The sequence below is a fragment of the Amycolatopsis sp. genome, assembly GCF_025464955.1.
In the GTDB taxonomy this organism is placed as follows: domain Bacteria; phylum Actinomycetota; class Actinomycetes; order Mycobacteriales; family Pseudonocardiaceae; genus Amycolatopsis.
Genome location: NZ_JAODNM010000067.1, coordinates 1 through 24767 on the forward strand (window position 1 = coordinate 1; position 24767 = coordinate 24767).

The 24767-nt window shown below is 69.8% G+C and carries 29 protein-coding genes and 1 pseudogene; 12 read left to right on the forward strand and 18 right to left on the reverse strand.

The window, feature by feature from the left end; translation table 11 throughout:
* A pseudogene (locus JWQ81_RS15075) lies at window positions 1-125 on the reverse strand (acyl-CoA dehydrogenase); the annotation flags it as partial.
* A 158-nt stretch (window positions 126-283) separates the two neighbouring features.
* Here JWQ81_RS15075 and JWQ81_RS15080 point away from each other — a divergent pair.
* Window positions 284-892 carry a DUF4190 domain-containing protein gene (locus JWQ81_RS15080; RefSeq protein ID WP_297541849.1) on the forward strand — a complete coding sequence of 203 codons (609 nt, stop codon included), beginning with the start codon at window positions 284-286 and terminating at the stop codon, window positions 890-892.
* Between the two features lie 247 nt (window positions 893-1139).
* On the opposite strand, the gene JWQ81_RS15085 is transcribed toward JWQ81_RS15080, so the two are convergent.
* Entirely contained in the window at window positions 1140-2009 is an 870-nt protein-coding gene (locus tag JWQ81_RS15085) for a slipin family protein (RefSeq protein ID WP_297541851.1), read from the reverse strand.
* Between the two features lie 72 nt (window positions 2010-2081).
* Here JWQ81_RS15085 and JWQ81_RS15090 point away from each other — a divergent pair, with 72 nt between their 5' ends.
* The 4 genes from JWQ81_RS15090 (at window position 2082) to JWQ81_RS15105 (ending at window position 6158) form a co-directional block, all read left to right on the forward strand.
* On the forward strand, window positions 2082-2993 hold the full coding sequence (locus JWQ81_RS15090) for an aminoglycoside phosphotransferase family protein (RefSeq protein ID WP_366942291.1): 912 nt from the start codon (window positions 2082-2084) through the stop codon (window positions 2991-2993).
* Between the two features lie 4 nt (window positions 2994-2997).
* Window positions 2998-4314, forward strand: a complete 1317-nt coding sequence (locus JWQ81_RS15095; RefSeq protein WP_297541853.1) for a CBS domain-containing protein — start codon at window positions 2998-3000, stop codon at window positions 4312-4314.
* Window positions 4307-4873 carry a DUF1003 domain-containing protein gene (locus JWQ81_RS15100; protein WP_297541855.1) on the forward strand — a complete coding sequence of 189 codons (567 nt, stop codon included), beginning with the start codon at window positions 4307-4309 and terminating at the stop codon, window positions 4871-4873. Before JWQ81_RS15095 ends, JWQ81_RS15100 begins: the two co-directional genes overlap by 8 nt.
* Window positions 4874-5012: 139 nt before the next feature.
* The gene (locus JWQ81_RS15105; RefSeq protein WP_297541857.1) at window positions 5013-6158 is read left to right on the forward strand and encodes an Mrp/NBP35 family ATP-binding protein; all 1146 of its coding nucleotides are present in this window, start codon (window positions 5013-5015) and stop codon (window positions 6156-6158) included.
* 124 nt (window positions 6159-6282) lie between these two features.
* On the opposite strand, the gene tatB is transcribed toward JWQ81_RS15105, so the two are convergent.
* The 4 genes from tatB to sigE form a co-directional block, all read right to left on the reverse strand.
* Window positions 6283-6723: a Sec-independent protein translocase protein TatB gene (tatB, locus tag JWQ81_RS15110; protein WP_297541859.1), complete on the reverse strand. Its 441-nt coding sequence runs from the start codon at window positions 6721-6723 to the stop codon at window positions 6283-6285.
* A 59-nt stretch (window positions 6724-6782) separates the two neighbouring features.
* The gene (locus JWQ81_RS15115) at window positions 6783-8330 is read right to left on the reverse strand and encodes a trypsin-like peptidase domain-containing protein (RefSeq protein WP_297542070.1); all 1548 of its coding nucleotides are present in this window, start codon (window positions 8328-8330) and stop codon (window positions 6783-6785) included.
* A gap of 140 nt (window positions 8331-8470) precedes the next feature.
* The gene (locus tag JWQ81_RS15120; RefSeq protein WP_297541860.1) at window positions 8471-9181 is read right to left on the reverse strand and encodes an anti-sigma factor; all 711 of its coding nucleotides are present in this window, start codon (window positions 9179-9181) and stop codon (window positions 8471-8473) included.
* Window positions 9178-9816, reverse strand: coding sequence for an RNA polymerase sigma factor SigE (sigE, locus tag JWQ81_RS15125; RefSeq protein WP_297541862.1), 639 nt, complete (start codon window positions 9814-9816; stop codon window positions 9178-9180). The genes JWQ81_RS15120 and sigE overlap by 4 nt, the downstream gene beginning before the upstream one ends.
* Window positions 9817-10071: 255 nt before the next feature.
* On the opposite strand from sigE, the gene JWQ81_RS15130 reads away from it, so the two are divergent.
* Window positions 10072-10725 (forward strand): O-methyltransferase, encoded by a 654-nt coding sequence (locus JWQ81_RS15130; RefSeq protein WP_297541864.1) that lies wholly within the window; start codon window positions 10072-10074, stop codon window positions 10723-10725.
* A 35-nt stretch (window positions 10726-10760) separates the two neighbouring features.
* Here JWQ81_RS15130 and JWQ81_RS15135 read toward each other — a convergent pair whose 3' ends face one another.
* Window positions 10761-11957: an MFS transporter gene (locus JWQ81_RS15135; protein ID WP_297541866.1), complete on the reverse strand. Its 1197-nt coding sequence runs from the start codon at window positions 11955-11957 to the stop codon at window positions 10761-10763.
* Between the two features lie 35 nt (window positions 11958-11992).
* On the opposite strand from JWQ81_RS15135, the gene JWQ81_RS15140 reads away from it, so the two are divergent.
* On the forward strand, window positions 11993-12982 hold the full coding sequence (locus JWQ81_RS15140) for a LysR family transcriptional regulator (RefSeq protein WP_297541868.1): 990 nt from the start codon (window positions 11993-11995) through the stop codon (window positions 12980-12982).
* Here JWQ81_RS15140 and JWQ81_RS15145 read toward each other — a convergent pair.
* Together JWQ81_RS15145 and JWQ81_RS15150 are read right to left on the reverse strand one after the other, a co-directional pair.
* Entirely contained in the window at window positions 12907-14367 is a 1461-nt protein-coding gene (locus JWQ81_RS15145; RefSeq protein ID WP_297541870.1) for a M17 family metallopeptidase, read from the reverse strand. The genes JWQ81_RS15140 and JWQ81_RS15145 overlap by 76 nt on opposite strands.
* 91 nt (window positions 14368-14458) lie before the next feature.
* Window positions 14459-14626 (reverse strand): DUF3117 domain-containing protein, encoded by a 168-nt coding sequence (locus JWQ81_RS15150; protein ID WP_091294302.1) that lies wholly within the window; start codon window positions 14624-14626, stop codon window positions 14459-14461.
* 193 nt (window positions 14627-14819) lie between these two features.
* Here JWQ81_RS15150 and JWQ81_RS15155 point away from each other — a divergent pair, with 193 nt between their 5' ends.
* Window positions 14820-15614: an enoyl-CoA hydratase-related protein gene (locus JWQ81_RS15155; protein WP_297541877.1), complete on the forward strand. Its 795-nt coding sequence runs from the start codon at window positions 14820-14822 to the stop codon at window positions 15612-15614.
* 62 nt (window positions 15615-15676) lie between these two features.
* Here JWQ81_RS15155 and JWQ81_RS15160 read toward each other — a convergent pair whose 3' ends face one another.
* From JWQ81_RS15160 to JWQ81_RS15170, 3 genes are read right to left on the reverse strand one after another with little or no spacing between them, the layout of a single operon-like run.
* Window positions 15677-16246, reverse strand: a complete 570-nt coding sequence (locus JWQ81_RS15160) for a DNA-3-methyladenine glycosylase I (RefSeq protein ID WP_297541880.1) — start codon at window positions 16244-16246, stop codon at window positions 15677-15679.
* A complete protein-coding gene (locus JWQ81_RS15165; RefSeq protein WP_297541882.1) occupies window positions 16243-16698 on the reverse strand; it encodes an SRPBCC family protein in 456 nt (151 codons plus the stop codon). Before JWQ81_RS15165 ends, JWQ81_RS15160 begins: the two co-directional genes overlap by 4 nt.
* Complete coding sequence (locus JWQ81_RS15170) at window positions 16695-16997, reverse strand: DivIVA domain-containing protein (protein WP_297541884.1); 303 nt, start codon at window positions 16995-16997, stop codon at window positions 16695-16697. The genes JWQ81_RS15165 and JWQ81_RS15170 overlap by 4 nt, the downstream gene beginning before the upstream one ends.
* A 70-nt stretch (window positions 16998-17067) precedes the next feature.
* Here JWQ81_RS15170 and JWQ81_RS15175 point away from each other — a divergent pair, with 70 nt between their 5' ends.
* Window positions 17068-17742, forward strand: a complete 675-nt coding sequence (locus JWQ81_RS15175; protein ID WP_297541886.1) for a 1-acyl-sn-glycerol-3-phosphate acyltransferase — start codon at window positions 17068-17070, stop codon at window positions 17740-17742.
* Between the two features lie 3 nt (window positions 17743-17745).
* On the opposite strand, the gene JWQ81_RS15180 is transcribed toward JWQ81_RS15175, so the two are convergent.
* The 3 genes from JWQ81_RS15180 to dapE form a co-directional block, all read right to left on the reverse strand.
* Complete coding sequence (locus tag JWQ81_RS15180; RefSeq protein WP_297541888.1) at window positions 17746-18324, reverse strand: TIGR00730 family Rossman fold protein; 579 nt, start codon at window positions 18322-18324, stop codon at window positions 17746-17748.
* Window positions 18324-19109, reverse strand: coding sequence for a TIGR00730 family Rossman fold protein (locus JWQ81_RS15185; RefSeq protein WP_297541890.1), 786 nt, complete (start codon window positions 19107-19109; stop codon window positions 18324-18326). Before JWQ81_RS15185 ends, JWQ81_RS15180 begins: the two co-directional genes overlap by 1 nt.
* Before the next feature lie 145 nt (window positions 19110-19254).
* On the reverse strand, window positions 19255-20328 hold the full coding sequence (dapE, locus tag JWQ81_RS15190) for a succinyl-diaminopimelate desuccinylase (RefSeq protein WP_297541892.1): 1074 nt from the start codon (window positions 20326-20328) through the stop codon (window positions 19255-19257).
* Between the two features lie 55 nt (window positions 20329-20383).
* On the opposite strand from dapE, the gene JWQ81_RS15195 reads away from it, so the two are divergent.
* From JWQ81_RS15195 to JWQ81_RS15205, 3 genes are read left to right on the forward strand one after another with little or no spacing between them, the layout of a single operon-like run.
* Entirely contained in the window at window positions 20384-20827 is a 444-nt protein-coding gene (locus tag JWQ81_RS15195) for a hypothetical protein (protein ID WP_297541894.1), read from the forward strand.
* Window positions 20828-20855: 28 nt separating this feature from the next.
* On the forward strand, window positions 20856-21839 hold the full coding sequence (gene dapD, locus JWQ81_RS15200) for a 2,3,4,5-tetrahydropyridine-2,6-dicarboxylate N-succinyltransferase (RefSeq protein WP_297541896.1): 984 nt from the start codon (window positions 20856-20858) through the stop codon (window positions 21837-21839).
* Window positions 21840-21881: 42 nt separating this feature from the next.
* Entirely contained in the window at window positions 21882-22868 is a 987-nt protein-coding gene (locus JWQ81_RS15205; protein WP_297541899.1) for a CHAD domain-containing protein, read from the forward strand.
* Here JWQ81_RS15205 and JWQ81_RS15210 read toward each other — a convergent pair.
* The 3 genes from JWQ81_RS15210 to fdxA form a co-directional block, all read right to left on the reverse strand.
* Window positions 22858-23112 carry a hypothetical protein gene (locus tag JWQ81_RS15210; protein WP_297541901.1) on the reverse strand — a complete coding sequence of 85 codons (255 nt, stop codon included), beginning with the start codon at window positions 23110-23112 and terminating at the stop codon, window positions 22858-22860. The two genes, JWQ81_RS15205 and JWQ81_RS15210, sit on opposite strands and share 11 nt — an antisense overlap.
* 153 nt (window positions 23113-23265) lie before the next feature.
* Window positions 23266-24354 carry a succinyldiaminopimelate transaminase gene (gene dapC / locus JWQ81_RS15215; protein ID WP_297541902.1) on the reverse strand — a complete coding sequence of 363 codons (1089 nt, stop codon included), beginning with the start codon at window positions 24352-24354 and terminating at the stop codon, window positions 23266-23268.
* On the reverse strand, window positions 24351-24671 hold the full coding sequence (gene fdxA / locus JWQ81_RS15220) for a ferredoxin (RefSeq protein ID WP_297541904.1): 321 nt from the start codon (window positions 24669-24671) through the stop codon (window positions 24351-24353). Before fdxA ends, dapC begins: the two co-directional genes overlap by 4 nt.
* Window positions 24672-24767 lie beyond the last annotated feature (96 nt).

Below are 24767 nucleotides of genomic sequence, written 5' to 3' on the forward strand. Positions count from 1 at the left end.
TAGGTGTCGGAGTGCTCCAGCTCCTGGGCGTGCGGGATGACTTCCTTGTCCACGAACGACCGGACCGTGGACAGGATCTCGGACTGGACGTCGGTCAAGCCGGCGGTCTGGGCGAGGCGGGCCATCACTGCTCCCTTGAGTGGCGCTGTGCCGGCCCTGGACAGGCCCGACGCTGGGTTACCGGTGAGTATGCCTGAGTATGACGTCAAACCCCCGGTACTCGCTATGAGTGGGCTCACGTCCGGCTACGGTGATGATCCGACCTAACTGAGGGGTTCGCAGCATGACCGATCCGGCCACCCCGCCCGAGCAGCCGCCGTCCGACGCCGCCTCGACCGTCGAGAACACACGCGCCGAGAAGCCCTGGACCCCGGAGACTTGGACGCCGGAGCCCTGGACACCCGAGACGCCGCCCGCGCCTCCGCAACCGGCCGCCACGGAGGCTCCCGTCCCCCAGCCGCAGGCACCACCCGCGCTACCGGCGCCTGAGCCGCCGAACTCGTATGCGCCCGCCGCCCGACTCCCTCCGGCGCCGACGTACAACCCCGGCTACCAGCAGCAGCCCTACGGCTCGCCGTACCCGCCGCCCGCATATGGCTACGGCTATGGCTACGTGACCCCGACGCAGCAGGAGCTACGGCAGCAGCGAACCGGGCTCGCGATCGGCGCGCTGGTGTGCTCGCTGATCGGCATCTTGACCTGCGGCATCGGGTCGATCGCCGGGGTCGTCATGGGCCACATCTCCTATGGCCAAGCCAAGCGCGGCGAAGCCGGCGGCCAGGGTCTGGCGCTGTCCGCGGTCATCATCGGCTACGTGGTTTTGGCCCTGTGGGCAGGCTTCATCGTCGCGTCTTTCCTGACCGGCCTGTTCGAGGGAATCAACGCCCACTAGCGTCACTTTTGGACAGCCGGGCCGGAGTGTGGGACTCGCCGACGCGCTGTGCGAGTCCCACATTCAGCGAGGGCGAGTCCCACAGTCAGACCGGCGAGTCCCACACCCAGCTCCGGACACCGGCATTCGCCGTACACCGACACGACCCGGCCCTATACGACCGAAGAACCACAAAAGCGCCCTCCTTGCGCACGCTAAGGATCGCAACTCGACGGCGAGTTGCGATGGTGGCCGAGCCCAGCGGCCACTAGGGAGCGGGGGCGTCGTCCGATGCCCTGGGCAGCGGAGCGTGTCCGTTGCCCGCCTCGACGGCGGGCTGCGCGGGCGCTTCGACAGGAGCAGCCGCCGGAGCGGCGGCGGTGTTCGCGTTCGTCGCCGACTCGAGGAACCGCAGCAGTTCGACGGGGAACGGCAGCACCAGTGTCGAGTTCTTCTCCGCCGCGACCTGGACCACGGTCTCGAGCAGCCGCAGCTGCAGCGCGGCCGGGTGCTCGGACATCTCCGCCGCCGCCTGCGCCAGCTTGTACGAGGCTTGCAGCTCACCGTCCGCGGAGATCACCCTGGCCCGGCGTTCCCGCTCCGCCTCGGCCTGCCGGGACATCGACCGCTTCATCGTTTCCGGCAGCGCGACGTCCTTGATCTCGACGCGGTCGATGTGGATGCCCCAGTCCAGCGCGGGGCTGTCGATCATGACCTCGAGGCCCTGGTTGAGGTGCTCGCGGTTGGACAGCAGGTCGTCGAGGTCGCTCTTGCCGATGATCGACCGCAGGGAGGTCTGCGCGACCTGCCCGATGGCCGACCGGTAGTCCTGCACGTTGACCGCGGCGACCACCGGGTCGATGACCTTGAAGTACACGACGGCGTCGACCCGCACGGTGACGTTGTCGCGGGTGATGCCGTCCTGCGCGGGGATGGGCAGGGTGATGATCTGCATGTTGACCTTCTGCAGCCGGTCGGAGATCGGCATCAGGAAGGCGAGCCCGGCCTCGCGGATCTTGGGCTGGACGCGGCCGAAGCGGAAGACCAGCCCGCGTTCGTACTGCTTGACGACGCGGACGCTGGCACCGAGCCAGACCGCGCCAACGACGACGACTGCGGAGACTATTTCCACGATCATGGCAGCTCCCGGGTATTCCGCCCTGGATTCGATCGTACGCCTCAACGGGCCCGAAAAGAGGGAGATGTCCAGGTGAAGGGCCTGATCGTGCCGACAGGGTTTGCCGCCGTCACGGCCCGGCGCGAAGGCGAAGCGGGACGCCGCTGGCTCGAAACGCTGCCCGCGCTGGCTACCCGGTACTGCCGCGAATGGGACGTCCGGCTCGACGGCGAACCCATGCACGGTTACATCGGGGTGGTGGTGCCGGCCGTCCGCGCCGACGGCACCCCCGTCGTACTCAAGTTGACGTGGCTCGACACCGAAAGCAGCGGCGAACCGCTCGCACTGTCCACTTGGAACGGTCAGGGAGCGGTGCGGCTGCTGGAAAGCGACCCCGCGCGCGGCGCGATGCTGCTAGAGCGGCTGGACTCCGGACGCATCCTGCGCGACGAGCCGATCGACTACGCCGTCGAGATCGCCGGCGGTCTGATGCGCAGGCTCGCCGTGCCCGCGCCGCCCGAGTTGGGACGCGATCTCCGTACCGAAGCGGCAAGGCTGGTCGACGCGCTCCCCCGTCGCTGGCGCGAACTGGGTCAGCCGTTTCCGCGGTATCTCGTCGACGCCGCCGTGGACGTCTGCCGGAAGTCCGGCCCAACTTCGGGCGACCTACTGGTGAACGAGGATCTGCACTACGAGAACGTGCTCGGCGGAACGCGCGAACCCTGGCTCGTGATCGATCCCAAACCACTCGCCGCCGACCTCGAATTCGGCGTGCTGTCGCTGATGTGGAACCGCGTCGAAGAGTCCACTCCGGACGCTCGGATGGCCGCGATCGTCGCTGCCGCAGGGCTTGACGCCGAGCTTGCCGTCGGGTGGGCCCTCGTTCGAGCTGTCCGGAGCTGGCTCAACGCGATCGAGGAGGGCGAACCCACCGAAGACCCCGCTGCCCTCTTCGCGCCCAGGCTCGCCCACTGGGCGTATCAGGCGGCGCGGGCGATAGATTGACCACATGGCAGCTGTGAACAGGGTTTTTGCCGCTCAGCTGGCGGGTTTGCCGGTATTCGGTCCGGATGGCGAGTCGATCGGCAAGGTCCGCGATCTGGTCGCCGGGCTGCGGCTGGACCATCAGCCGCCGCGCATCCTCGGGTTGGTGGTCGAACTGTCGACGCGTCGACGCGTGTTCGTGCCGATGCTGCGGGTCACCTCGATCGAGCCGAACGCGATCACGCTGGCCACCGGATCGGTGAACATGCGCCGGTTCCACCAGCGGCCCAACGAGGTGCTGGTGGTCGGGCAGCTGTTCGACGCGCACGCGAAGCTGTCCGACGGCGAAACCCGGATAACCGTGGTCGACGCCGCGATGGAACCGACGCGGACCCGTGACTGGGTGCTCGCGAAGCTGGCGATCCGGGAGCGGAGTACGCGGCTGGGCCTGAGCAGGCGGCGGTCGTCGCTGCAGGTGCTGCCGTGGTCGGAGGTGTCCGGGCTGGGGCTCAACGACCTGTCCGGGCAGCCGCAGGGCGCCGGGCAGCTGCTGGTCCTGTTCGACACCATGCGCGCGGTCGACGTCGCCGCGACCCTGCGGGACCTGCCGATCAAGCGCCGCCACGAAGTCGCCGACGCGATGGACGACGAGCGGCTCGCCGACGTCATCGAGGAACTGCCGGAGGACGACCAGAAGGACCTGCTCGCGTACCTGCCCGAGGAGCGCGCCGCGGACATCCTGGAGGCGATGAACCCGGACGACGCGGCCGACCTGCTCGCCGAGCTCACCCCGGCCGACCAGACCAGGCTGCTCGGGCTGATGCAGCCGGAGGAGTCCGAGCCGGTCCGGCGGCTGCTCGCGTACTCGTCCGACACCGCCGGCGGTCTGATGACCCCGGAACCCGTCGTGCTGACGCCGGACGCGACGGTCGCCGAGGCGCTCGCCCGGATCCGCAACCCCGAACTGCCCGCCGCGCTGGCCAGCATGGCGTTCGTCTGCCGCCCGCCGACGGAGACGCCGACCGGCCGGTACGTCGGCTGCGTGCATTTCCAACGGCTGCTGCGGGAACCTCCCGCCGAACTCGTCGCCAGCATCGTCGACACCGACCTGCCGGCGCTTCGGCCGGGTGCCGAACTGGCGGAGATCACCCGTTACTTCGCGGCGTACAACCTCGCGTGCGGGCCTGTGGTGGACCCGCAGGATCACCTGCTCGGCGCGGTGACCGTCGACGACGTGCTCGACCACCTGCTCCCGGACGACTGGCGGGAGACCGGCCTGCACGACATCTCCGGCGGCTCCATCGACGAACCCGAGGCCACGACCGAGGTGAACCATGCCTGAGCTGACCACGCGGCGGCGGCTCGACCAGCCGCGCCGCCCCAACCGCTTCTCGATCAACATCGACCCGGACTTCTTCGGCAAGTTCTCCGAAAGGCTGGCACGCGGGCTCGGCACCGGGCGTTATCTGTTCTGGCAGACCGTGATCGTGATCGTCTGGATCGCGATCAACGTGTTCGCGGTGGCACTGCGGTGGGACCCGTACCCGTTCATCCTGCTCAACCTGGCGTTCTCCACGCAGGCGGCGTACGCGGCGCCGCTGATCCTGCTCGCGCAGAACCGGCAGGACGACCGTGACCGCGTCTCGCTCGACGAGGACCGCAACCGCGCGGCGCAGACGAAGGCGGACACGGAGTACCTCGCGCGGGAGATCGCCTCGCTGCGCATCGCTGTCGGCGAGGTCGCGACGCGGGACTACCTGCGCAACGAGCTCGACAAGCTGCGGGAGGACTTGAACACCAAGCCCCGCAAGTCGAAGAACCGCGTGGAGAAGGTCACCGATAAGGTCGCCGAGAAAGTAGACGGAAATGTCGCCGAACAGGTCGTCGAGCAAAGTAACTGACGGCACGTACGAAGGGTCGCTACCTGTCCGTAGCATGAAAGGGCAGTAGTTGTACCGCACAGCCGTTCTATCGCACAGCAGTTCTATCGCAGAGCAGTTGTATCGCACAGCCCCAGCAGAGAAGGCCGGTGCTCGACCCGTGACCAGTACGCAGCAGCTCCCCAGCGTCGAAGACGTCCGCGAAGCGATGAAGGACGTCCAGGACCCGGAGATCAAGAAACCGATCCTCGAGCTCGGCATGCTGAAGAACGTCACGATCGGCGAAGACGGCCTGGTCACCGTCGCGATCTACCTGACCGTCGCCGGCTGCCCGCTGAAGGCGACCATCACCAAGGACGTCACTGAAGCGGTTACCAAGCTCGACGGCGTACGCGAAGTGCGCGTCGAGATGGACGTGATGAGCGACGAGCAGCGCACCAACCTGCGCAAGTCGCTCCGGGGCGACAGCGCCGACCCGGTGATCCCGTTCTCCCAGCCCGGGTCGATGACCAGGGTGTACTGCGTGGCGTCGGGCAAGGGCGGCGTCGGCAAGTCGAGTGTGACGGTGAACCTCGCGGTGGCCATGGCGCAGCGCGGGCTTTCGGTGGGCGTTGTCGACGCCGACATCTACGGCCACTCGATCCCCCGCATGCTGGGGACGTCCGAGAAGCCGACCAAGGTCGACACGATGATCATGCCGCCGCAGGCGCACGGCGTGAAGGTCATCTCGATCGGGATGTTCACCCCCGGGAACGCGCCGGTGGTGTGGCGCGGCCCGATGCTGCACCGCGCGTTGCAGCAGTTCCTGGCCGACGTGTTCTGGGGCGACCTCGACATCCTGCTGCTGGACCTGCCGCCGGGCACCGGTGACATCGCGATCTCGGTGGCGCAGCTGATCCCGAACGCGGAGATCCTGGTCGTCACCACCCCGCAGCAGGCCGCGGCCGAGGTCGCCGAGCGGGCGGGCTCGATCGCGCTGCAGACGCGTCAGCGGATCGCCGGCGTCATCGAGAACATGTCGTGGCTGGAGAACGAGGACGGCTCCCGGCTGGAGATCTTCGGCTCCGGTGGCGGGCAGATCGTCGCGGACTCGCTGTCGAAGGCCGTCGGCGCGAAGGTCCCGCTGCTCGGCCAGGTCCCGCTGGATACCCGCCTGCGCGAAGGCGGCGACAGCGGCACGCCGCTGGTGCTATCCGAGCCCGACGCCCCGGCGTCGAAGGTGCTGCGCGAAGCGGCGTCGAAACTCACCGTCCGCGCCCGCGGCCTCGCCGGCATGATGCTGAACGTCACCCCCACCACCCGCTAACCCGCGGTCCGGGCGCCCCGCCCGCTCGCGCGTCCTCGCAAGTCGACGGCGAGTTGCGATAGTTGCGGACGCTAAGTACCGCAAGTCGCCGTCGAGTTGCGGTCCACGGCGTCCCGAAGGTGGGTTACGTGGCGTCCGGGTCGAAAGGGGGCTTTTCGCCGGAGGTCAGCGGCTCCGCCTGGGGCTTGACCTGGGGCGCGCTGGTGGCTGGGTAGCCGTTCGGCTTCGCACCGCCGCTGGTGCCGTTGATCTCGCCGTTGATGTCGCTCTTGATCGCGTTGATGCCCAGCGGGTCGGCGTCGCCGTCGAACAGGTGCTGGGTGACCACGCGCCGCGGGTCGAAGTTGCGCAGGCTGCGGAGGTCCTCCAGCGGCTTGCGGAGTTCTTCGAACTCCGGCCCCATTTCCTCCCGCAGCTGTTCACGCGCACCGGCCGCGAAACCCTTGACCTTGCGCAGGTTCTGCCCCAGCCAAGCCGCCGCGCCGGGCAGCCGCTCCGGACCCAGAATAAACAGACCGGCGACGATGAGCACCAGGATCTCGCCCCAGCCGACGCTGTCGAACACCCGTGACCTCCGCCTTCGTTCATCCCCAGGTCAGCGTACTCGCCGGACCATTCGATTCGTTAGTCAGAACCCAGAGTTACGTCAACTGTAAGAAGCGCCCCCGCGCGAACCAGCTGCACCGCGACGACCTCGCCGGGATTGTGCTCCCGCACGGCCACGGTCAGCTCGGCCGCGTTGCGCACCAGGCGGCCGCCGAGCTTGGTGATCGTGTCGCCTTCCTTGATGCCGGCGTTGGCGGCCGGGCCGCCGGGCGCGACGTTCTGGGCCTGCGCGCCTTCGGCGGTGTCCGCCGAGACCGACGCCGCGTTGATGCCGATGTCGGCGTGCTTGACCTTGCCGTCCTTGATCAGCGCGGTGGCGATCTTCATCGCCTGGTCGGCCGGGATGGCGAAGCCGATGCCGATGCTGCCGCCGGTTCCGTCGGTGCCGTCGGTCCGGATCGAGGAGTTGATCCCGATCAGCGCGCCGGTCGAGTCGACGAGCGCGCCACCGGAGTTGCCGCGGTTGATCGGCGCGTCGGTCTGGATCGCGTCGTAGGTGACCGGCGCCGCGCCCGCGTCGCCCTGCGCGGTGACCGGCCGGTGCAACGCGCTCACGATGCCGGACGTGACGGAGTTCTCCAGGCCGAGCGGCGAGCCGACGGCGATCACCGCGTCACCGGGCTCGAGGTTGGCCGACTTGCCGATCTGCATGACGGTCGGGTTGCTGACGTTCACCTTGATCACCGCGAGGTCGGTCAGCGGGTCCGTGCCGACGATCTTGGCTTCGGTGCGGGTGCCGTCGCTGAACACCGCCGTGATCTTCGCCGCCGGGTCGGTGGACGCGAGCGACACGACATGGTTGTTGGTGACGACGTAGCCCTGGGGGTCGATGATCACGCCGGAGCCGACATCGCCGGAATCACCCGACTTGACCTCGATCGACAGCACCGCCGGCGACACGCGCTTGGCGATGTCGGCAATCGAACCGGGCGCGCGTTCCTTGCTGGCCTGCGCCTGGGAGATGGTCGCCTCGCCGGTCAGCGAGTTGCCCGTGTCGGCGATCCACCAGCCGACCAGCCCGCCGACCGCCCCGACGAGCAGGGCGACGACGCCGAGCAGCGCCAACGCCCTCGGCTTGACGCGGCGGCCGAACAGCACCTCCGGCAGGCTGAGCATGGCACTGCGAGGACGCTCTTCCTCAGGATCTTCATGCTCGAGGTCGACAGCCGGACCACCCAGCACCGCGCCGGCGGCCGGGTCGCGCCACGGATCGGCCGCGTCGGACCACAGGGGCGCGCCGGAACCGCTGGCGAGGCGGGCGTTGCCATTGAGGCCGCTGTCGTCGCGGGGGCGTTCCAGCGTGACGCCGTTGGCGCCGGCGGGACGGCCGAAAGCCTCGGCCAGCGACTCGGGCGGCGGGGTCCGCGCGGCCGCGACCTGGCCGCGGCCGTTGCCGGTGTCCGGGGTGTACAGCTTGTCGAACGCGCCCTCGACCCCGCGCGGCCGACCGAAAGTGGCCGCCTGCACCGGGTCCACGGACGGCTTGTCCAGCGGACGGGGAGCCAGTCGGTCCTCAGCTGCCCGGGCACCTGGCTGCTCATGGTTCTCGTTCGGCTGCTCGGTCATCATTCCCCGGGACTCATCTAGCGCCGCGAGGCGTTGGCCGCCACCGGACACTGAAGGTTGCTCGGCGTGACGATACGCCAAGCCTCAACCATCGAGTTTGCCGTCGCACCGGTGAAGTGGGCGTTGCTTGGAGGACGTCGTCACCGACCGGCGACGAGGCCCGCCGTGAGCGGCACCGTGCTGGACAGCGGCGCGGGCACTACCTCGGACGTGGTCACGCCGGGTGCCGCGGGACCGCCGAGCTGCCCGAACTGCGCGGGCAGCAGGTTGACCCCCTGCGGCGGCGACTGCGGCCCGGTGTCGGTCGCGACCTCACCGGTGTCGCCACCGGTAGCGACCAGCGCGAGCGCGCTGAGCACCAGGCCCGAAACGACGACGCCCGCACCCTGAGCGGCGCGACGACGGGCGGCGCCCCGCGCAAACGGGCCCACCCGGCCGCCCCCGAGCACGGTCGGCGAGCTGCCGAGCGGGGTCGTGCGGCCCAGCGGCGCGGCGCCGCCGAGGACGCCCGCATCACGCAGGCCGGCGACCCGGTCGGGACGCTGGATCGCGACGAGCTGGCCGTCGGAAGTCATGGCGAGATTGTCCGGGGCACCAGGCAGCTCGGTGTGCTCCGGGATCGACATGAGGCTGGCGAGGAACCCTGCCGACATCGAAGGCGCGTCCGCGCGTTTGACCGCCGCGCACGCCTGACGCTGCGCGGTGATCTCCGCGGCGCAACCGGGGCAGCGGGCGATATGCGCCGCGGCACGGTCCTGTGCGCCTAGCGAAAGTTCACCGTCGACATAAGCGACGACGACGTCGGGAAGCAGGTGCGACTCGGGGAAACCCCAGCCTCGCGGTGCGGTCATACCGAAGACCTCACCCTCTCAAGAGATTCGTGCTCCATCGCGCGGCGGCGCTCGAGCGACGCGCGCAGTGCCTGACGGCCGCGGTGGATCCGGCTGCGGACGGTGCCGAGCTTAACCCCCAGCGTGGCGCCGATCTCCTCGTAGGACAGACCTTCCACGTCACACAGCACCACGGCGGCGCGGAACTCCGGCGGCAGCTCGTCGAGCGCGCTCTGGAGGTCCGGGTCGAGGTGGGTGGCGGTGTAGACCTGTTCCGGGCTCGGGTCGTCGCCGACGATCCGGTCGGTGTCGTCGGGCAGCGCCTCCATCCGGACTCTGGACCGGCGCCGCGCCATGTCGAGGAAGAGGTTGGTGGTGATGCGGTGCAGCCAGCCCTCGAAAGTGCCCGGCTTGTACGAGGCCAGCGAGCGGAAGACCCGGATGAAGGTCTCCTGCGTGAGGTCCTCGGCGTCGTGGGAGTTACCGGTCAGGCGGTACGCGAGGCGGTAGACGCGGTCGGAATGCTCCTTCACGACCTCGTCCCAGGACGGCGGCGTCCAAGCGGCCTCGCCGGCGTCGACCGGAACCGGCGCGACCTCGGTCTCGAGCTGCTTGGTCATCGAGTTCCTCTGCTTCGCGGGGGAAGGCGCCTCCATCAGGCTGTTCTCCCAACTACTCCACCCAACGCGGGCCATCCGCACTGTGTTCCCGGTACTGCGGTCCTGCTACTTCGTTCTTGCGACTGAGTCTGGCTGGTCTTCTTATGGTTCTAGTGAGACAGGACTGAGAAAGGCCTGAGAACTGCCCGTTTGGCTGCGTTGTGGGTCACCAATCGGCCACGTTTGGACTTCACACCCCGCCTACCAGGGAGCCTGCGCGGATTTATCGACAAGCACCGCTAACCTCGCACCGTGAGCTCCGGGACGCACGCCACCCCTTCGGCTGATCTTGGCGACGCCGAATTCGTCGAGGGGTACCTGCCTGACGACGAGGTGCTGGTCGCCGCCCGCGGCAGGGCGGCCGAATTCGGCTGCACACCGCTGAGTGCCGCGGCCGGGGCGGCGCTGCGGTTCCTGGCCGCGACCGTGCGGGCCAGAGCCGTCGTGGAGATCGGGACCGGAGCCGGGATCAGCGGCCTGCACCTGCTGCGCGGGATGGCTGCCGACGGCGTACTGACGTCGATCGACATCGAACCCGAGTACCACCGGGCCGCCCGCAAGACCTTCCTGGAAGCCGGCTACCCGCCGGGACGCACCCGGCTGATCATGGGACGCGCTCTCGACGTCCTCCCACGCCTGACCCACGGCGGCTACGACCTGGTGTTCGTCGACGCGGCGCGGATCGAGTACCCGAGTTGCTACGAGAAAGGCGTCGCGCTGCTTCGGCCCGGCGGCGTCCTCGCGTTCCACAACGTCCTCGGCGGCTCCCGCGTGGCCGACCCGAGCCGCCGCGACCCCGAAACGCTCGCGCTCCGCGAGGTCGCCCGTGCCATCCGCGAGGACGAACGCCTGGTCCCGGCCATGCTGCCGGTCGGCGCCGGACTGCTCGTCGCCGCCGTCGCCTGAGGGCTTCGCTCCGCTTCGCCTGCTTCGCAAAATCCCTAGACCCGCGCCATCCGACGCCCCAGCACCAGCGCGGGGACGGTGGCCAGTGCGAGCCAGACGGCGATGACGGCCACGAGCGCGCCCCAGCCGGCGTGGCCGTAGACGACAGCGCCGACCGTGCCGCCGACGCTGCTGCCCAGGTAGTACGACAGCGTGTACAGCCCCGACACCTGGCCGCGAGCCGTTTCGGGCGCCTCCGCGGCGGCCCAGCCGTTGGCGACGGCGTGTGCGGCGAAGAAGCCGCCGGTCAGCACTACAAAACCGACGATGATCAGCTGCAGCGAGTCCGGCAGCGTCAGCACCGCGCCGACAATCGTCATGAGCAGCGCCGCGACCAGCGACCGCGTCCGGCCGAAGCGTGTGATGAGCCGTCCGGCCATCGACGAGGACACCGCGCCCATCGCGTACGCCAGGAACACCAGCGACGCCACCGCCGGGGAGAGGTCGATCGGATGCCCGGTCAGCCGGAACCCGGCCGCGTTGTACAGCGCCACGAACGAGCCCATCGCCAGCAGCGCGACGGCGTACTGGGCCAGCAGCACCGGCTTGCGGATCGCGGCGCCCAGTCCGACGAGGACGTCGTGCAGCCGAACTTCGCCGCGCGGCGAAGGAGTGGATCGTGGCAGCGCCACCACGCTCACCACCCCGCACACCAGCCCCACCCCGCCGACGACGGCCAGCGCGCCGTGCCAACCCAGCGGACCGGCGGAGAAGCCGCTGGAGAGCCGTCCGAGCATGCCGCCGAGGGTGTTCCCCGCGATCATCGCGCCGACGGCCGCCGCGACGCCCTTCTTGCCCAGCTGCTCGACCAGGTACGCGGCCGCGACCCCGGGGAACCCGGCGATGGCGATGCCCTGCAGCGCCCGCAGGATCAGCAACGTCGAGAACGACGGCGCGAGTGGCAGCACCAGCCCCAGCACCACTGAGCCAATCACCGACGCGAGGATCACCGGCCGTCTGCCGATGACCTCCGACAGCGCCGCGATCGGGAGGACGGCCAGCGCCAGCGCACCGGTCGCGACGCTGACCGCCAGCGAGGCACCGCCGGGATCGAGCCCGAACCGGGCCGCGAGCTGAGGGAGGACGGGCTGAGGGGCGTAGAGCAGGGCGAACGACGAGATCCCCGCGGCAGCGACGGCAATGGTGACGCGCCGCGAACTCACGCGGGCGGGCAACTCGAGCGAAACTGACATGACCCGAAACTAAGCTCTGCTAACCAATACGTCTAATGCTCAAATGTGCGAGTATTGATACTGTGGCGCATGAAAGCTCGGAAACCCTGCTAGCCGCGCAGCTCGCGCCGAACCTGGCCCTGCTGGCCGCCCTGCACGAGGTGCCGAACGTCACCCGCGCGGCGGAGCTGCTGGGCGTGCCGCAACCGACCCTCAGCAGGCGTCTCGCTGCGCTGGGCCGTGAGCTCGGAGCTCCGGTGACAGTGGCCGACGGCCGAGGCGTACGCCTGACCAGAGCCGGCGCGTTGCTCGCCGAGGGCGCCGTCGCCGCACTGGCCGGCCTCGAATCCGGGACACGTCGAGCGCTCGAGGAGATCCAGCCGGACACCGGACACATCGTGCTCGGCTTTCTGCACCTTCTTGGCCGCTCCCTGGTGCCCTCGCTGCTACGCGACTATCGCGCTGTCAACCCGCGAGTCCGCTTCACGCTCATCCAGGGCTCACGCCAGGAGATGCTCGACAGGCTGACCTCCGGCGAACTCGACTTCGCTCTGCTCGCCCCGCTCCCCGCCGACGACCCGGCGTTGGACTCGGTGAAGTTCGCCGAGCAGGAGATCCAGCTGTCCGTGCCACACGCGCACCGGCTGGCCGGGCGCCACGAGGTGTCCATCCCCGAACTCCGCGACGAGCAGTTCGTCATGCTCGAACCCGGCTACGGCCTGAGGAAGATCACCGACGAGCTCTGCGCCCAGGCCGGTTTCACGCCGTCGATCGCCTTCGAGGGCCAGGAGTCCGACACCGTCCGCGGACTCGTCGCCGCCGGGCTCGGGGTCGCCCTGCTCCCCCGCTTCGAGCCGCGGGAGCCGGCCGGGGTCACCGAAGTGCCGCTGAAGCCGAGGCTCACGCGGACGATCGGACTCACCTGGCGGGCCGGGGAACGCCTGACCCCGGCCGCCGGCGAGTTCCGCGATCAGGTGTACGAAGCCGCCAGCTCGACCAGCGTGCGCGCGGCGAACCCGGTGGCTCCGGGGACGACGTCGGCGTAGGTCTTGTCCGACCGCGCGGGGCCCGCGATGTCCAGGTGCGCCCACGGCTTGCCGTCGGTGAACTCGCGCAGGAACAACGCCGCCGCGATGCCGCCGGGACCACCGGGGGCCTGCCGGACGTCGCCGAGCTCGCCCTGGACCGACTCGACGAGGTCCTCCAGCAGCGGCATCTGCCACCAGGCTTCGCCCGCGAGATCGCCCGCTTCGCGGACACGGTCGGCGAGCGCGTCTTCGGTGGCGAAGAAGCCGCCGGTGCGCGTGCCGAGCGAGACCTTCATCGCGCCGGTGAGCGTGGCGACGTCGATCACCGCGTCCGGCTTGAACTTGGCGATCCCGTAGGCCAGCGCGTCGGCCAGGACCATCCGGCCTTCGGCGTCGGTGTTGGAGACCTCGGTGGTCTTACCGCCGTAGTGGCGCACGATGTCGCCCGGCCGGTACGCGGACCCGGACACGTGGTTCTCCGCGGCCGGCACCAGCGCGGTGACCCGCACGGGCAGGCGCAACTCGGCGATCGCGCGTACCGCGGCGAGGACCGCGCCGCCGCCCGCCATGTCGGTGCGCATGAGGTGCATGCCATCGGCGGGCTTGATGGACAGGCCACCGGTGTCGAAGGTGATGCCCTTGCCGACGAACAGCAGGTGCGTCTTCGCGCCGCGAGGCCGGTACTCCGCCTCGATCAGCCGCGGCGGGCTCGCCGAACCGCCGCCGACCGCGAGGACGCCACCGAAGCCCTGCGCGGCCAGCCAGTTCTCGTCGCGGATCGTGACCTGCAGGCCCGTTCCGGCGCCGACGACCCGCTCCGCCGTGCCGGCCAGCCAGGCCGGGTCCTTGATGTTGGAGGGAGCGTTCGCGAGGTCTCGTGCCAGCGCGGCCGCGGCCGCCAGCTGACGGGCTCGCGCGACGGCCTCGACGGCGTCCGGGGCGTTCGTCAGGAGCCGGACGGTCTTCACACCGGGAGCGGGGTCTTCGGCGGTGACGGTGAAGCTGTACCCGCCCAGGAACAGGCCTGTCGCCAGCTCGGCGACCTGGGTGGCCGACGCGTTTTCGGGCAGCTGGACCTGCACAGCCCGTGACGGCTTGCGACCGGCCTCGGTCTCCGCGGCGATGAAGCCGTCTGCCGCGCGGACGAGCGCCGCGCCGGCGAGCCGGTAGTGCTTGCGCTCGCCGTCACCGACGCCGACCAGCCAGCGCGTACCGGCGCCGGACCCGGGGATCCGCTGGACGTCGCCCGCCTTGCCGGTCGACGTCACCTCCCCGACGGAGAACGGCTCGGCGTCTTCGGGCGGGGTGGGCACGAGGACCGCGACCGGGGCACCACGCCGCGGATCGATGGACACCTCGACGTCGATCAGCTGACTCGGAACAGAGGGCACCGGGTTGCGCACGGTCTGCTATCTCCAGGTAGATAGGCCGCAACCCCGGTCTCCAAGGAGGAAACCGGGGTGCGGGATCGGTAACTTTCGGGTCGAGGTCAGCTCAACCCGTGACCTCCTGCAGGGCAACACCTAGATCCTTCGCCTCTTCGGCCGAAAGCTCGACGACAAGTCGCCCGCCACCCTCGAGCGGTACGCGCATCACGAGGCCCCGCCCCTCCTTAGTCACTTCGAGGGGACCATCTCCGGTCCGGGGCTTCATGGCCGCCATAGCGTGCTCCCTCCGTCTCAACCGGCGCGCCCGGGTCGCGCTCGTCAAAGCCAGCCGGGTATATGTCCATTGTCCCTCATCAGCGCGGGACCGCGAACGCGGACCGATCTTTTGCCGCCGCATCGGTGCTGGTATGCGCCCCGCGCGGCTGGGAGACTCGCTCTCGAACCCGCATCTCCAGGAGGATTTACCCGTGACCCCCACCGACGTACTGCTGACGGCCGACGCCGACGGCGTCCGCACTCTCACGCTCAACCGGCCGAAGGCGTACAACTCGCTGACCGTCGAGTTGAAGGAACGGCTGCTGGAGGCGTTGCAGGCGGCCTCCGCGGACCCGGCCGTGCGCGCGGTGGTGCTGACCGGCGAGGGCAAGGCGTTCTGCGCCGGCCAGGACCTCAAGGAGCACGTCGGCCTGCTGCAGGCGAACGACCCGGCACCGCTGAAGACCGTCACGCTGCACTACAACCCGATCGTGCGAACCATCATCGGCATGGCGAAGCCGGTCATCTCGGCGATCAACGGCACGGCGGCCGGAGCGGGCGCGGCCTTCGCGTACGCGAGCGACCTCCGGATCGCGGCGGAGTCGTCGAGCTTCCTGATGGCTTTCGCCAACGTCGGACTCGGTCCGGACTCCGGCGCGTCGTGGACGTTGCAGCGGCTGATCGGGCTCGGCCGGGCGGCCGAGCTGATGCTGCTCGCGCGCACGGTCGGCGCGGAGGAGGCGCTGCGGCTCGGGCTGGTCGGCGAGGTCGTCCCCGACGATCAACTCGCCGCGCGCGCTCACGAAGTCGCCGCGAAGCTGGCCGCGGGTCCGACGGTGGCCTACGCGAAGATCAAGAGCACGCTGGCCACGGCGGCGGAGAGCACGTTCGAGGAGGCGCTCGCCGCGGAGAACGACGCGCAGACCGCCCTCGGCTCGACGTCCGACCACCTCGAAGCCGTCGAGGCCTTCGTCACCAAGCGCAAGCCCGAGTTCCAGGGCAAGTAACCCCGCAACTCGACGTCGACTTGCGCACCGCAACTACCGCAACTCGACGGCGAGTTGCGATGTCAGGTGGCGCGGAAGCAGCCTCGGACGTGGTCGTCGACCATGCCGGTGGCCTGCATGAGGGCATAGCAGGTGGTCGGGCCGAGGAAGCTGAACCCGCGCTTCTTCAGGTCCTTCGCCATCGCCTTCGACTCGTCCGTGACCGCCGGGACGTCGGCCATCGTCTTCGGCCGCTTCCGCCCGCGTGACGGCGGCGCGAACGACCAGAGCAACTCGTCCAGCGGCTTCTCGAGCTCCGCGATCGCGCGGGCGTTGGTGATCGCGGCCCGGATCTTCGCGCCGTTGCGGACGATCGAGGCGTCGCCCATGAGACGTTCGACGTCGTCGTCGCCGTACGCGGCCACCTTCTCCGGCCGGAACCCGTCGAACGCGCGCCGGAAGCCCTCACGTTTGCGCAGGATCGTGATCCACGACAGCCCGGACTGGAACGACTCGAGGGACAGCCGCTCGTACAGCGCGTCCTGGCCGTGGAGCGGCACGCCCCACTCCTCGTCGTGATAGCCGACGTAGTCCGGCGTCGAGTTCCCCCAGGAACAGCGCGCTACGCCGTCGGCTCCGACCAGCTCGTTCATGCCTCACCCACCGAGTACGACTCCGCGTACCGCGCGAACTTCTGCAGCGAGTACCGCAGACCGACGGTGAACACGGGTTTGGCGACCGGCCAGCCGAGCCGCCCGACGAACCCGAACGGCAGCACGAGGTGCTCCACCCAGACGAACGTCGACCGCTGGGGCCCCTTGTCGAGTACCTGGAACACGCCGGTCCCCTTGACCACCTTGCCCATGTGCTTGACCCCACAGCGCACCGGCGGCTCCCAGGTGGTGATCTCCATCGTGTCGGTGAACCCGATCCCGGCGATCCCGGTGAACGCGGCCAGCTTGGACCCGACGCTGCGGCCGTTACCGTCGACGACGCGCACGTCGGTGCCGAGCATCCACTCGCCTTGGCGCGCCCAGTCCGTCAGCGCGAGCCAGGTGGTGCCGGCGGAAGCCCCGATGTCGACCGAGAGGGCGACATCGGTCACCTGGACTCCTCGCGTTCGGCCTGCAGCGACCGCACCTGTGCCCGCAGCTCGTCGATCTCGACGCCGAGTCTGCGCATCACCCAGTCCACTTCGGACATCTTGTAGCCGCGCAGCACCAGCTGGTACCGGACGCCCTGGATGTCGTCGGCGGTGATGTCGCCGGCGGGCAGCCTGGTCGGCGAGCTGCCGGGCGGGAGCGGGGCCAGTTCCTCGCCCCGGCCGAACACGACGGCGGCCAGCAGGAACACCACCGCCGCCACCAGCAGCATGACTACGAGGTAGATCAGCGCGGTCGTCACGAAGAACAGTATTGCGCGGACCCGCCCCCATGCGCCCATGCCATGCTTGAACCACACCCTTGGAGGAGAGTTGCTTCAGCTGTTCGTCCGGTTCGTGCTCGGCCCGCTCGCCCGGTGGCTCTACCGGCCCACCGTCTTGGGCGCCGACCGGATCCCGGCCGAGGGCCCGGTGATCTTCGCGTCGAACCACCGGGCGGCGCTGGACACGGGTGTGATCACGTTCACCACCCCGCGCGCGGTCAAGTTCCTCGGCAAGGCCGAGTACTTCACCGGCACCGGCATCAGGGGCCGGTTCATGGCCGGGTTCGTCTCCGGGCTCGGGTACATCCCCGTCGAACGCGGCAGCGCGCAGGCCGGGCTGGCGGCGCTCGAAGCCGCGCGCAAGGTGCTCGACGCCGGGGGCGCGTTCGGCATCTACCCCGAGGGCACGCGATCGCGGGACGGCCGGCTGCACCGAGGACACACCGGCGTCGGCTCGCTGGCCCTCGCGACGGGCGCGCTCGTTGTCCCCGTCGCACTGATCGGGACCGAAAAGCTGCAGCCCGAAGGCCGGCGGATCCCACGCCCGGCGAAGATCACCGTCCGGTTCGGCGAGCCGCTGAACTTCGCCCGCTACGAGGGACTCGACGCCTCCCCCGCGATCCGGCGGGCCGTGACCGACGAGGTGATGTACGCGATCTTGGAACTTTCCGAGCAGGAGTACGTCGACAAGTACCACAAGCGCCCGGACGAATCCGCCGCCTGAGCCTCAGCTCGTGGCCGGAAGCCACTTTCCGGCGCTGGGCGGGGTGTAGGTGGCGAAGCGGTCGAGCAGCACGCGCGGATCGGAGTCCACCGCGACCATGTCCCGGTGCTCGGGACGCAGGAATCCCTCGGTCACCATGTGGTCGACCATGACGCGCAGCGGCTGGTAGAAGCCGCCGACGTCGATCAGCCCGATCGGCTTGCGGTGCAGGTCGATCTGCGCCCACGTCCACACCTCGAACAGCTCCTCCAGCGTGCCCGCGCCACCGGGCAGCGCGAGGAAGCCGTCTGACAGCTCGGCCATCTTCGCCTTGCGCTCGTGCATGTCGGCCACAATGTGCAGCTCGGTCAGCCCGTGGTGCGCGATCTCGACCCGCTTCATGTGCTCGGGCAGCACCCCGAAGACCTCGCCGCCGGCCGCGAGGGCACCGTCGGCGACCGCGCCCATCGTGCCGACGCTCGCGCCGCCGTAGACCACACCGATGCCGCGCTCGGCGAGCAGCGCGCCGAGAGCCTTCGCGTGCTCGACGTAGACCGGGTCGAAGCCCGGCTTGGACCCGCAGAACACACAGATCCGCCGCATCAGTGCGTGTCCTCCCACGCCTGGTAGGAGTCCTGCACCACGCGTACGGCGTCGTCGATGTCGTCGGTGACGTGCAGCAGCTGGAGGTCCTGCTCGCCGACCTTGCCTTCGGCGACCAGGGTGTCGGAGATCCACTGGTACAGCCCGCCCCAGTACTTGCTGCCGAACAGCACCACCGGGAACTTGGTGACCTTCTTGGTCTGGACCAGCGTCAGCGCTTCGAACAGCTCGTCCAGCGTGCCGAAACCGCCGGGGAGGCAGATGAAGGCCTGCGAATACTTGATGAACATCGTCTTCCGCGCGAAGAAGTACCGGAAGTTCACGCCGAGGTCGACCCAGGGGTTGAGGCCCTGCTCGAACGGCAGCTCGATGCCGAGCCCGACGGAGAAGCCGCCGGCCTCGGACGCGCCGCGGTTGACCGCCTCCATCGCGCCGGGACCGCCGCCGGTGATGGTCGCGAACCCGGCCTTCGCCAGGGCGGCGCCGATCTGGCGACCCAGCTCGTACTCCGGGTGATCCCGCTTGGTCCGCGCGGACCCGAACACCGTCACCGCGCGCGGAAGCTCGGCTAACGCGCCGAAGCCCTCGACGAACTCGGCCTGGATGCGCAGCACCCGCCACGGGTCGGTGTGCACCCAGTCGCTCGGACCGCGCGAGTCCAGCAGCCGCTCGTCGGTGGTGGAACCCTCTTCACGCTGGTCACGACGCAGGACGACGGGACCCTTGTGCCGCTCGACCGGTCGCTCGGGATACTGGCCGTTCGGAAACTCTGCCTGATCGCTCACACGCACAGCCTAGGGTCTCGGCGAAAGCCCTTTAGTGCGCGTCACCGGGTGGCTACCCAAAGTTCCCTCGGGGCCATCCTGATGGCGGCCGCCGCATTGGCGTTCAACGCCACAAGGGTGGCCCCGAGGGGTTCCTTGACACCGCTCAGGTGAGGAAAGTGCGCAGGATGTTCGCCACCTGGCGGATTTCCGACGCGGCGACGTGCTCCTGCTGCGTGTGGGCGAGCGTCGGGTCGCCGGGGCCGAAGTTGACCGCGGGCAGCCCCAGCGCGGAGAAGCGGGCGACGTCGGTCCAGCCGAGCTTGGCAACAGCCTTTCCACCGGCCGCTTCGACGAGCTCCGCGGCGGCGGGAGCACTCAGGCCGGGCAGGGCTCCGGGAGCAAAGTCCACAACGGACACGTCGTAGCCGTCGAACACCTCGCGCAGGTGCTTTTCGGCGTCCTCGGCGCTGCGGTCCGGCGCGAAGCGGTGGTTGATCGTGAGCATCGCCGCGTCCGGCACGACGTTGCCCGCGACCCCGCCGGTGATGCCGATCGCCTGCAGTCCTTCGCGGTAGGTCAGGCCGTCGATGTCGACCACGCGCGCCTCGTACGCCTCGAGCCGCCGCAGCGGTTCGCCGAGCGCGTGGATCGCGTTCACGCCCATCCACGCCCGCGCCGTGTGCGCGCGCGCCCCCGCGGTGCGCAGCTCGATCCGCATGGTGCCCTGGCAGCCCGCCTCGATGACCGCGTTCGACGGCTCGCCGACGATCGCGAGATCGCCTCGCAGCCACTCCGGCAGCTCGCGCTCGATCCGCCCGAGACCGTTCTTGGCCGCCTCGACCTCTTCGTTGTCGTAGAAGATGAACGTGACGTCGTGCCGGGGTTCGCGGATGGTCGCCGCGAGGTGCAGGAAGACGGCGTCACCGCCCTTCATGTCCACTGTGCCCAATCCGTGCAGCACCTCGTCGTCGCCGGAACCTTCACGCCGCGACGGCAGGTTGTCGTTGACGGGCACGGTGTCCAGGTGCCCGGCGAGGATGACCCGCGACGGCCTGCCGAGGTTCGTCCTGGCCAGCACGGTGTTCCCGTTGCGGACGACCTCCAGGTGTCCGGCCTGCACTTGGAGCGCGGCCTCGACGATCCCGGCGATGGCTGCTTCTTCGCCGGAGACACTGAAGAGGTCCACCAACGCGGCGGTGATGTCGACGGGGTCGGCCTCGAGCTCGAAAGACGTCATACCCGGCACGCTATCCCGCCGGAAGGCCGCTCCGGACGCTGCGTACGGTGAGGTGGTGCGCACTCGAAAGCTCATGGCCGTCGTCATCGGTGCCCTGGTGCTGCTCCTGAGCGGCTGTGGCGGCAACGAGGCCGGCCCGAAGGTGGCGCGGCCGGCGGGCGATCCCGGCCCGGACGCGCTGCCCATCAAGCTGAACGCGCTGACCGTCGACGACTGCTTCCTGTCGCCGTCGCTCCAGATCCCCAAGGGCTGTGAGAAGTACGTCACAGAGCTGGGAGGCACCGTCAACACGCTCCGGGACCGGGCGACCACGAGCAAGGACCCGAAGCTGAACGACGAGGCCGACGGCCTCAGCAAGGCGGTCGCCGCGTACCGCTCCAACTCGTGCGACACGGTCACCGCCTCGGGCAACGGTCCCTGCAAGGACGCCCTCGTCGACATCGCGGGCACGCTCGCCGTGATCAAGGCCAACGTGCTCAAGCAGGGCACGACGGGCTGATCGGCGCGATTCGGCTACCGTGGGAGCCGTGACCGAGCAGAGCCCGAACCCCGAATCCACCGGCGCCCACGGCGTCGGCATCGCCACCGTGACCAGCGATGGAACGGTGCTCGACACCTGGTTCCCGCAGCCGAAGCTGACCGAAGCCGCCGGCGCGAGCGGTACCGAGCGCCTCACCCGCGAGCAGACCGCCGAAGCGCTCGGCGAGGCCGCCGCGGCACTGCTCGGCCCGGACACCGAACGCGACGTCGAGGTCGTGGCCGTGCGCGTCACCATCGGCAAGCTCGCCGCCCCGGCGGTCGACACCCACGACGTCTACCTGCGCCTGCACCTGCTGTCCCACCGGCTGGTCCAGCCGCACGGGCAGAACCTGGACGGCATGTTCGGCCTGCTGGCCAACGTCGTGTGGACCAACCACGGCCCCTGCGCGGTCGAAGGCTTCGAGGCGACCCGGGTGCGGCTGCGCTCCCGCGGCCACGTCACGGTGTTCGGCATCGACAAGTTCCCTCGGATGGTCGACTACGTCGTCCCCAGCGGCGTCCGCCTCGCCGACGCCGACCGCGCCCGCCTCGGCGCGCATCTCGCGAGCGGCACCACCGTGATGCACGAGGGTTTCGTGAACTTCAACGCCGGCACGCTCGGCGCGTCGATGGTCGAAGGCCGGATCTCCGCCGGGGTCGTCGTCGGTGACGGCTCCGACGTCGGCGGCGGCGCGTCGATCATGGGCACGCTGTCCGGCGGCGGCAAGGAAGTGATCTCGATCGGCGAACGCTGCCTGATCGGTGCGAACGGCGGCGTCGGCATCTCCCTCGGCGACGACTCGGTGATCGAGGCCGGCCTGTACGTCACGGCCGGGACCAAGGTCGTCGTGGACGGCAAGACCGTCAAGGCCAGGGAGCTTTCGGGTATCTCCGGCGCGGTGTTCCGTCGCAACTCCGGCACCGGTGCGGTCGAGGCCGTCGCCCGCCCCGGCGTCGGTGTCGAGCTGAACGCCGCGCTGCACGCGAACTGACGGCACGCCGATTAAAGCCCGGGTTCACCTACTATTCATCGGGTGACCACCGAAACGTTGCCAGCGAAAGCACGGAAGCCGCGTCTGGCTTCGACGACCCCGGCCGCGTTGGGACTGGGTGACCGACCGGCGAAAGCCAAGCCCGGCGACCCGGCGGCCACCCATGTCCGCGCCAAGATCGACGTGCTCGTGCGGGAGCTGCTCGCCCGCGAGCCCGGCACGCGCTCCGGCGTGGATCCCGAGGACCTGCACCAGATGCGGGTGGCGCTGCGGCGGATGCGCAGTGTGCTCAAGACGTCCGGCGCCCTGCTCGGCGCGACCGCCGAGCCCGTGCGCGCCGAGCTGGGACAGCTCGGGCAGGCGCTCGGCGAGGTCCGCGACTACGACGTCCTGATCGGGCACCTGCGTGAACTGGTCGCCGCCTTCGAGGCGCGTGACCAGCTTGCCGCGCACGATCTGATCGCGCGGTTCACGGCTGCCCGTGCGGTCGCCAAACGGCGGCTGACCAAGGCGTTGTCGAGTCCGAAGTACCTCACGACGTTGCAGAGCGCGGCCCAGCTCGCCCGACAGCCGGAGCAGGAGCCGGAACTCCCCAGTGAGCCCGGCACGCCGGCCGCCCCCGTCGATCTGGTCGCCGGCCTGCGCAAGCCGTACCGCAAGCTGGCCAAGGCTGTCGCCGCGCTGCCGGAGGACCCGCCGGACGACGACCTGCACGCCCTGCGCATCGGTGGCAAACGTTTGCGCTACGCCGCCGAACTGGCCCAGTCCTCGGTGAAGAAGAAGGAAGCCGGCAAGGTCCGCAAGCTGGTCGACGCCACCAAGGATCTGCAGACCGTGCTGGGCGACCACCAGGACGCGGTCATCGCCGCCGACCGCATGCGTGCTCTGCTCGACGAGCTCGACGGCCACACCGGCTTCATCGCCGGCCGCATCGCGCAGCTCGAGCTGGCGAAACGCGCGCACAACCGCGAGCTGTGGCCGGCCGTCTGGGCCGAGGTCGACGCCGCGGCCCGCGCGATCACGGCCTGACGAACGTCCACACGCAGCCGTCGGGACGGACGAGCACGCTCGCCTCGCCGGTCACGTCGTACGCCTTGAACGCGTTGCCGTCGGTGTCGACGAACTCGCCCTCGACGGCGTTCTCGCCCGCGGCGAGGATGCGGTGGACGTGCCGGCCGGGTTCAAAAGCGGCGTGCCCGAACACCAACCGAGTCGCATGCGGGCCGTTGAACAACTCGAACAGGCGGACCGGCCGGCCGTCGGCGTCCTGCACGATCGCGTCCGGCGCGCGGTCGCCGGGCCGCAGCGCGCCGGTACCCTCGGGAGAGAGCGGGCCGCCGAAGAGGCACCGATGTGGGACTCGGCCCCTTCAGCGTGGGACTCGCCGACAGCCCCGCAACTCGACGGCGAGTTGCGGTGGTTCCGGCTAGGCGAGGCGGGCGGCGGCGGCGTCGATGCGTTCGTCGGTGGCGGTGAGTGCGACGCGCACGTGCTTGCTGCCGGTAGGGCCGTAGAAGGTGCCGGGGGCGACCAGGATGCCGCGCTCGGCGAGCCACTCCACCGTCTTCAACGAGTCCTCGTCGCGCGTGGACCACAAGTACAGCCCGGCCTCGGAGTTCTCGATCCGGAACCCGCTGTCCTGCAACGCCTTGCGCAGCACGAGCCGGCGTCGGGCGTAGCGTTCCCGCTGAGCGGCAAGGGATTCGTCGTCGGTCAGGCCGGCGATCATGGCTTCCTGCACCGGCCGCGGCACGATCATGCCCGCGTGCTTGCGCACTTCCAGGAGTTCGGCGACCAGCTTCGGGTCGCCGGTGACGAACCCGGCCCGGTAGCTCGCCATGTTGGCCGACTTCGACAGCGAGTGCACGGCCAGCAGGCCGTCCGTCCGGCCACCGTGTACGGCCGGGTGCAGGATCGACACGGGCTCGTCTTCCCAGCCCAGCGCCAGATAGCACTCGTCGGACACGACGACGACTTCACGCTCCTGCGCCCACTGGACGACCTTGCGCAGGTGCTCGACCCCGAGCACCTTGCCGGTCGGGTTGGACGGCGAGTTCAGCCACAGCATCGCGGGCCGCTGCGGGCCGATCGCGGTGAGACTGTCCGCGCGCAGCACCGAAGCCCCGGCGAGCAGCACGCCCACCTCGTACGTCGGATACGCGAGCTCGGGGATCACCACGGTGTCCCCCGGGCCGAACCCGAGCAGCCGCGGCAGCCAGGCGACCAGTTCCTTCGACCCGATCGTCGGCAGTACCGCGTCCGGCTCGAGGCCCTCGATGCCGTGCCTGCGGCGCAACGCGTCGAGCGCGGCCGCCCTCAGCGCGGGGATGCCGTGCGTGGTCGGGTACCCGGGAATGTCGGACACCGATGCCAGCGCGTCGCGGACACTCGACGGCACCGGGTCCACCGGCGTCCCGATGGAGAGGTCGACGACGCCGTCCGGATGCGCGCACGCCTTCTCCTTGAACTCGGCGAGCGAGTCCCACGGGAAGTCGGGCAGAGCGATCTTGCTCATTCGCCCTGCGGAGGCAGTGCCTTGATCCAGTCCGGATCGTGGGAGGTCGTGCCGACCTTCGAAGCGCCGCCGGGCGAGCCCAGTTCGTTGAAGAAGTCGACGTTGGCCTTGGTGTAGGCATTCCACTGATCGGGAACGTCGTCCTCGTAGTAGATGGCCTCCACCGGGCAGACCGGCTCGCAGGCACCGCAGTCGACGCACTCGTCGGGGTGGATGTAGAGCATCCGGTCGCCGACGTAGATGCAGTCGACGGGACATTCGTCGATGCACGCCTTGTCGAGTACATCGACGCAGGGCTCGGCGATCACGTAGGTCACTGCGGTCTCCTGCTTTTAGTCTGTGTTTTCCGGCTCTAGCCGCGCTCGGGACATTACGCGATCTCGACCACCATCGGGTGGTGAGGCAACCCTTAG

Bases quoted from the DNA above. Each gene is read 5' to 3' on its own strand.
- JWQ81_RS15120 (WP_297541860.1), bottom strand. From the start codon at position 9,181: ATGACCGCACCGCGAGGCTGGGGTTTCCCCGAGTCGCACCTGCTTCCC.
- dapC (WP_297541902.1), bottom strand. From the start codon at position 24,354: ATGAGCAAGATCGCTCTGCCCGACTTCCCGTGGGACTCGCTCGCCGAG.
- dapE (WP_297541892.1), bottom strand. From the start codon at position 20,328: ATGACGTCTTTCGAGCTCGAGGCCGACCCCGTCGACATCACCGCCGCG.
- JWQ81_RS15150 (WP_091294302.1), bottom strand. From the start codon at position 14,626: ATGGCGGCCATGAAGCCCCGGACCGGAGATGGTCCCCTCGAAGTGACT.
- sigE (WP_297541862.1), bottom strand. From the start codon at position 9,816: ATGGAGGCGCCTTCCCCCGCGAAGCAGAGGAACTCGATGACCAAGCAG.
- JWQ81_RS15085 (WP_297541851.1), bottom strand. From the start codon at position 2,009: ATGATCGTGGAAATAGTCTCCGCAGTCGTCGTCGTTGGCGCGGTCTGG.
- JWQ81_RS15160 (WP_297541880.1), bottom strand. From the start codon at position 16,246: ATGAACGAGCTGGTCGGAGCCGACGGCGTAGCGCGCTGTTCCTGGGGG.
- JWQ81_RS15140 (WP_297541868.1), top strand. From the start codon at position 11,993: ATGCTCAAATGTGCGAGTATTGATACTGTGGCGCATGAAAGCTCGGAA.
- JWQ81_RS15135 (WP_297541866.1), bottom strand. From the start codon at position 11,957: ATGTCAGTTTCGCTCGAGTTGCCCGCCCGCGTGAGTTCGCGGCGCGTC.
- JWQ81_RS15095 (WP_297541853.1), top strand. From the start codon at position 2,998: ATGGCAGCTGTGAACAGGGTTTTTGCCGCTCAGCTGGCGGGTTTGCCG.
- JWQ81_RS15080 (WP_297541849.1), top strand. From the start codon at position 284: ATGACCGATCCGGCCACCCCGCCCGAGCAGCCGCCGTCCGACGCCGCC.
- JWQ81_RS15180 (WP_297541888.1), bottom strand. From the start codon at position 18,324: ATGCGGCGGATCTGTGTGTTCTGCGGGTCCAAGCCGGGCTTCGACCCG.
- JWQ81_RS15115 (WP_297542070.1), bottom strand. From the start codon at position 8,330: ATGACCGAGCAGCCGAACGAGAACCATGAGCAGCCAGGTGCCCGGGCA.
- JWQ81_RS15100 (WP_297541855.1), top strand. From the start codon at position 4,307: ATGCCTGAGCTGACCACGCGGCGGCGGCTCGACCAGCCGCGCCGCCCC.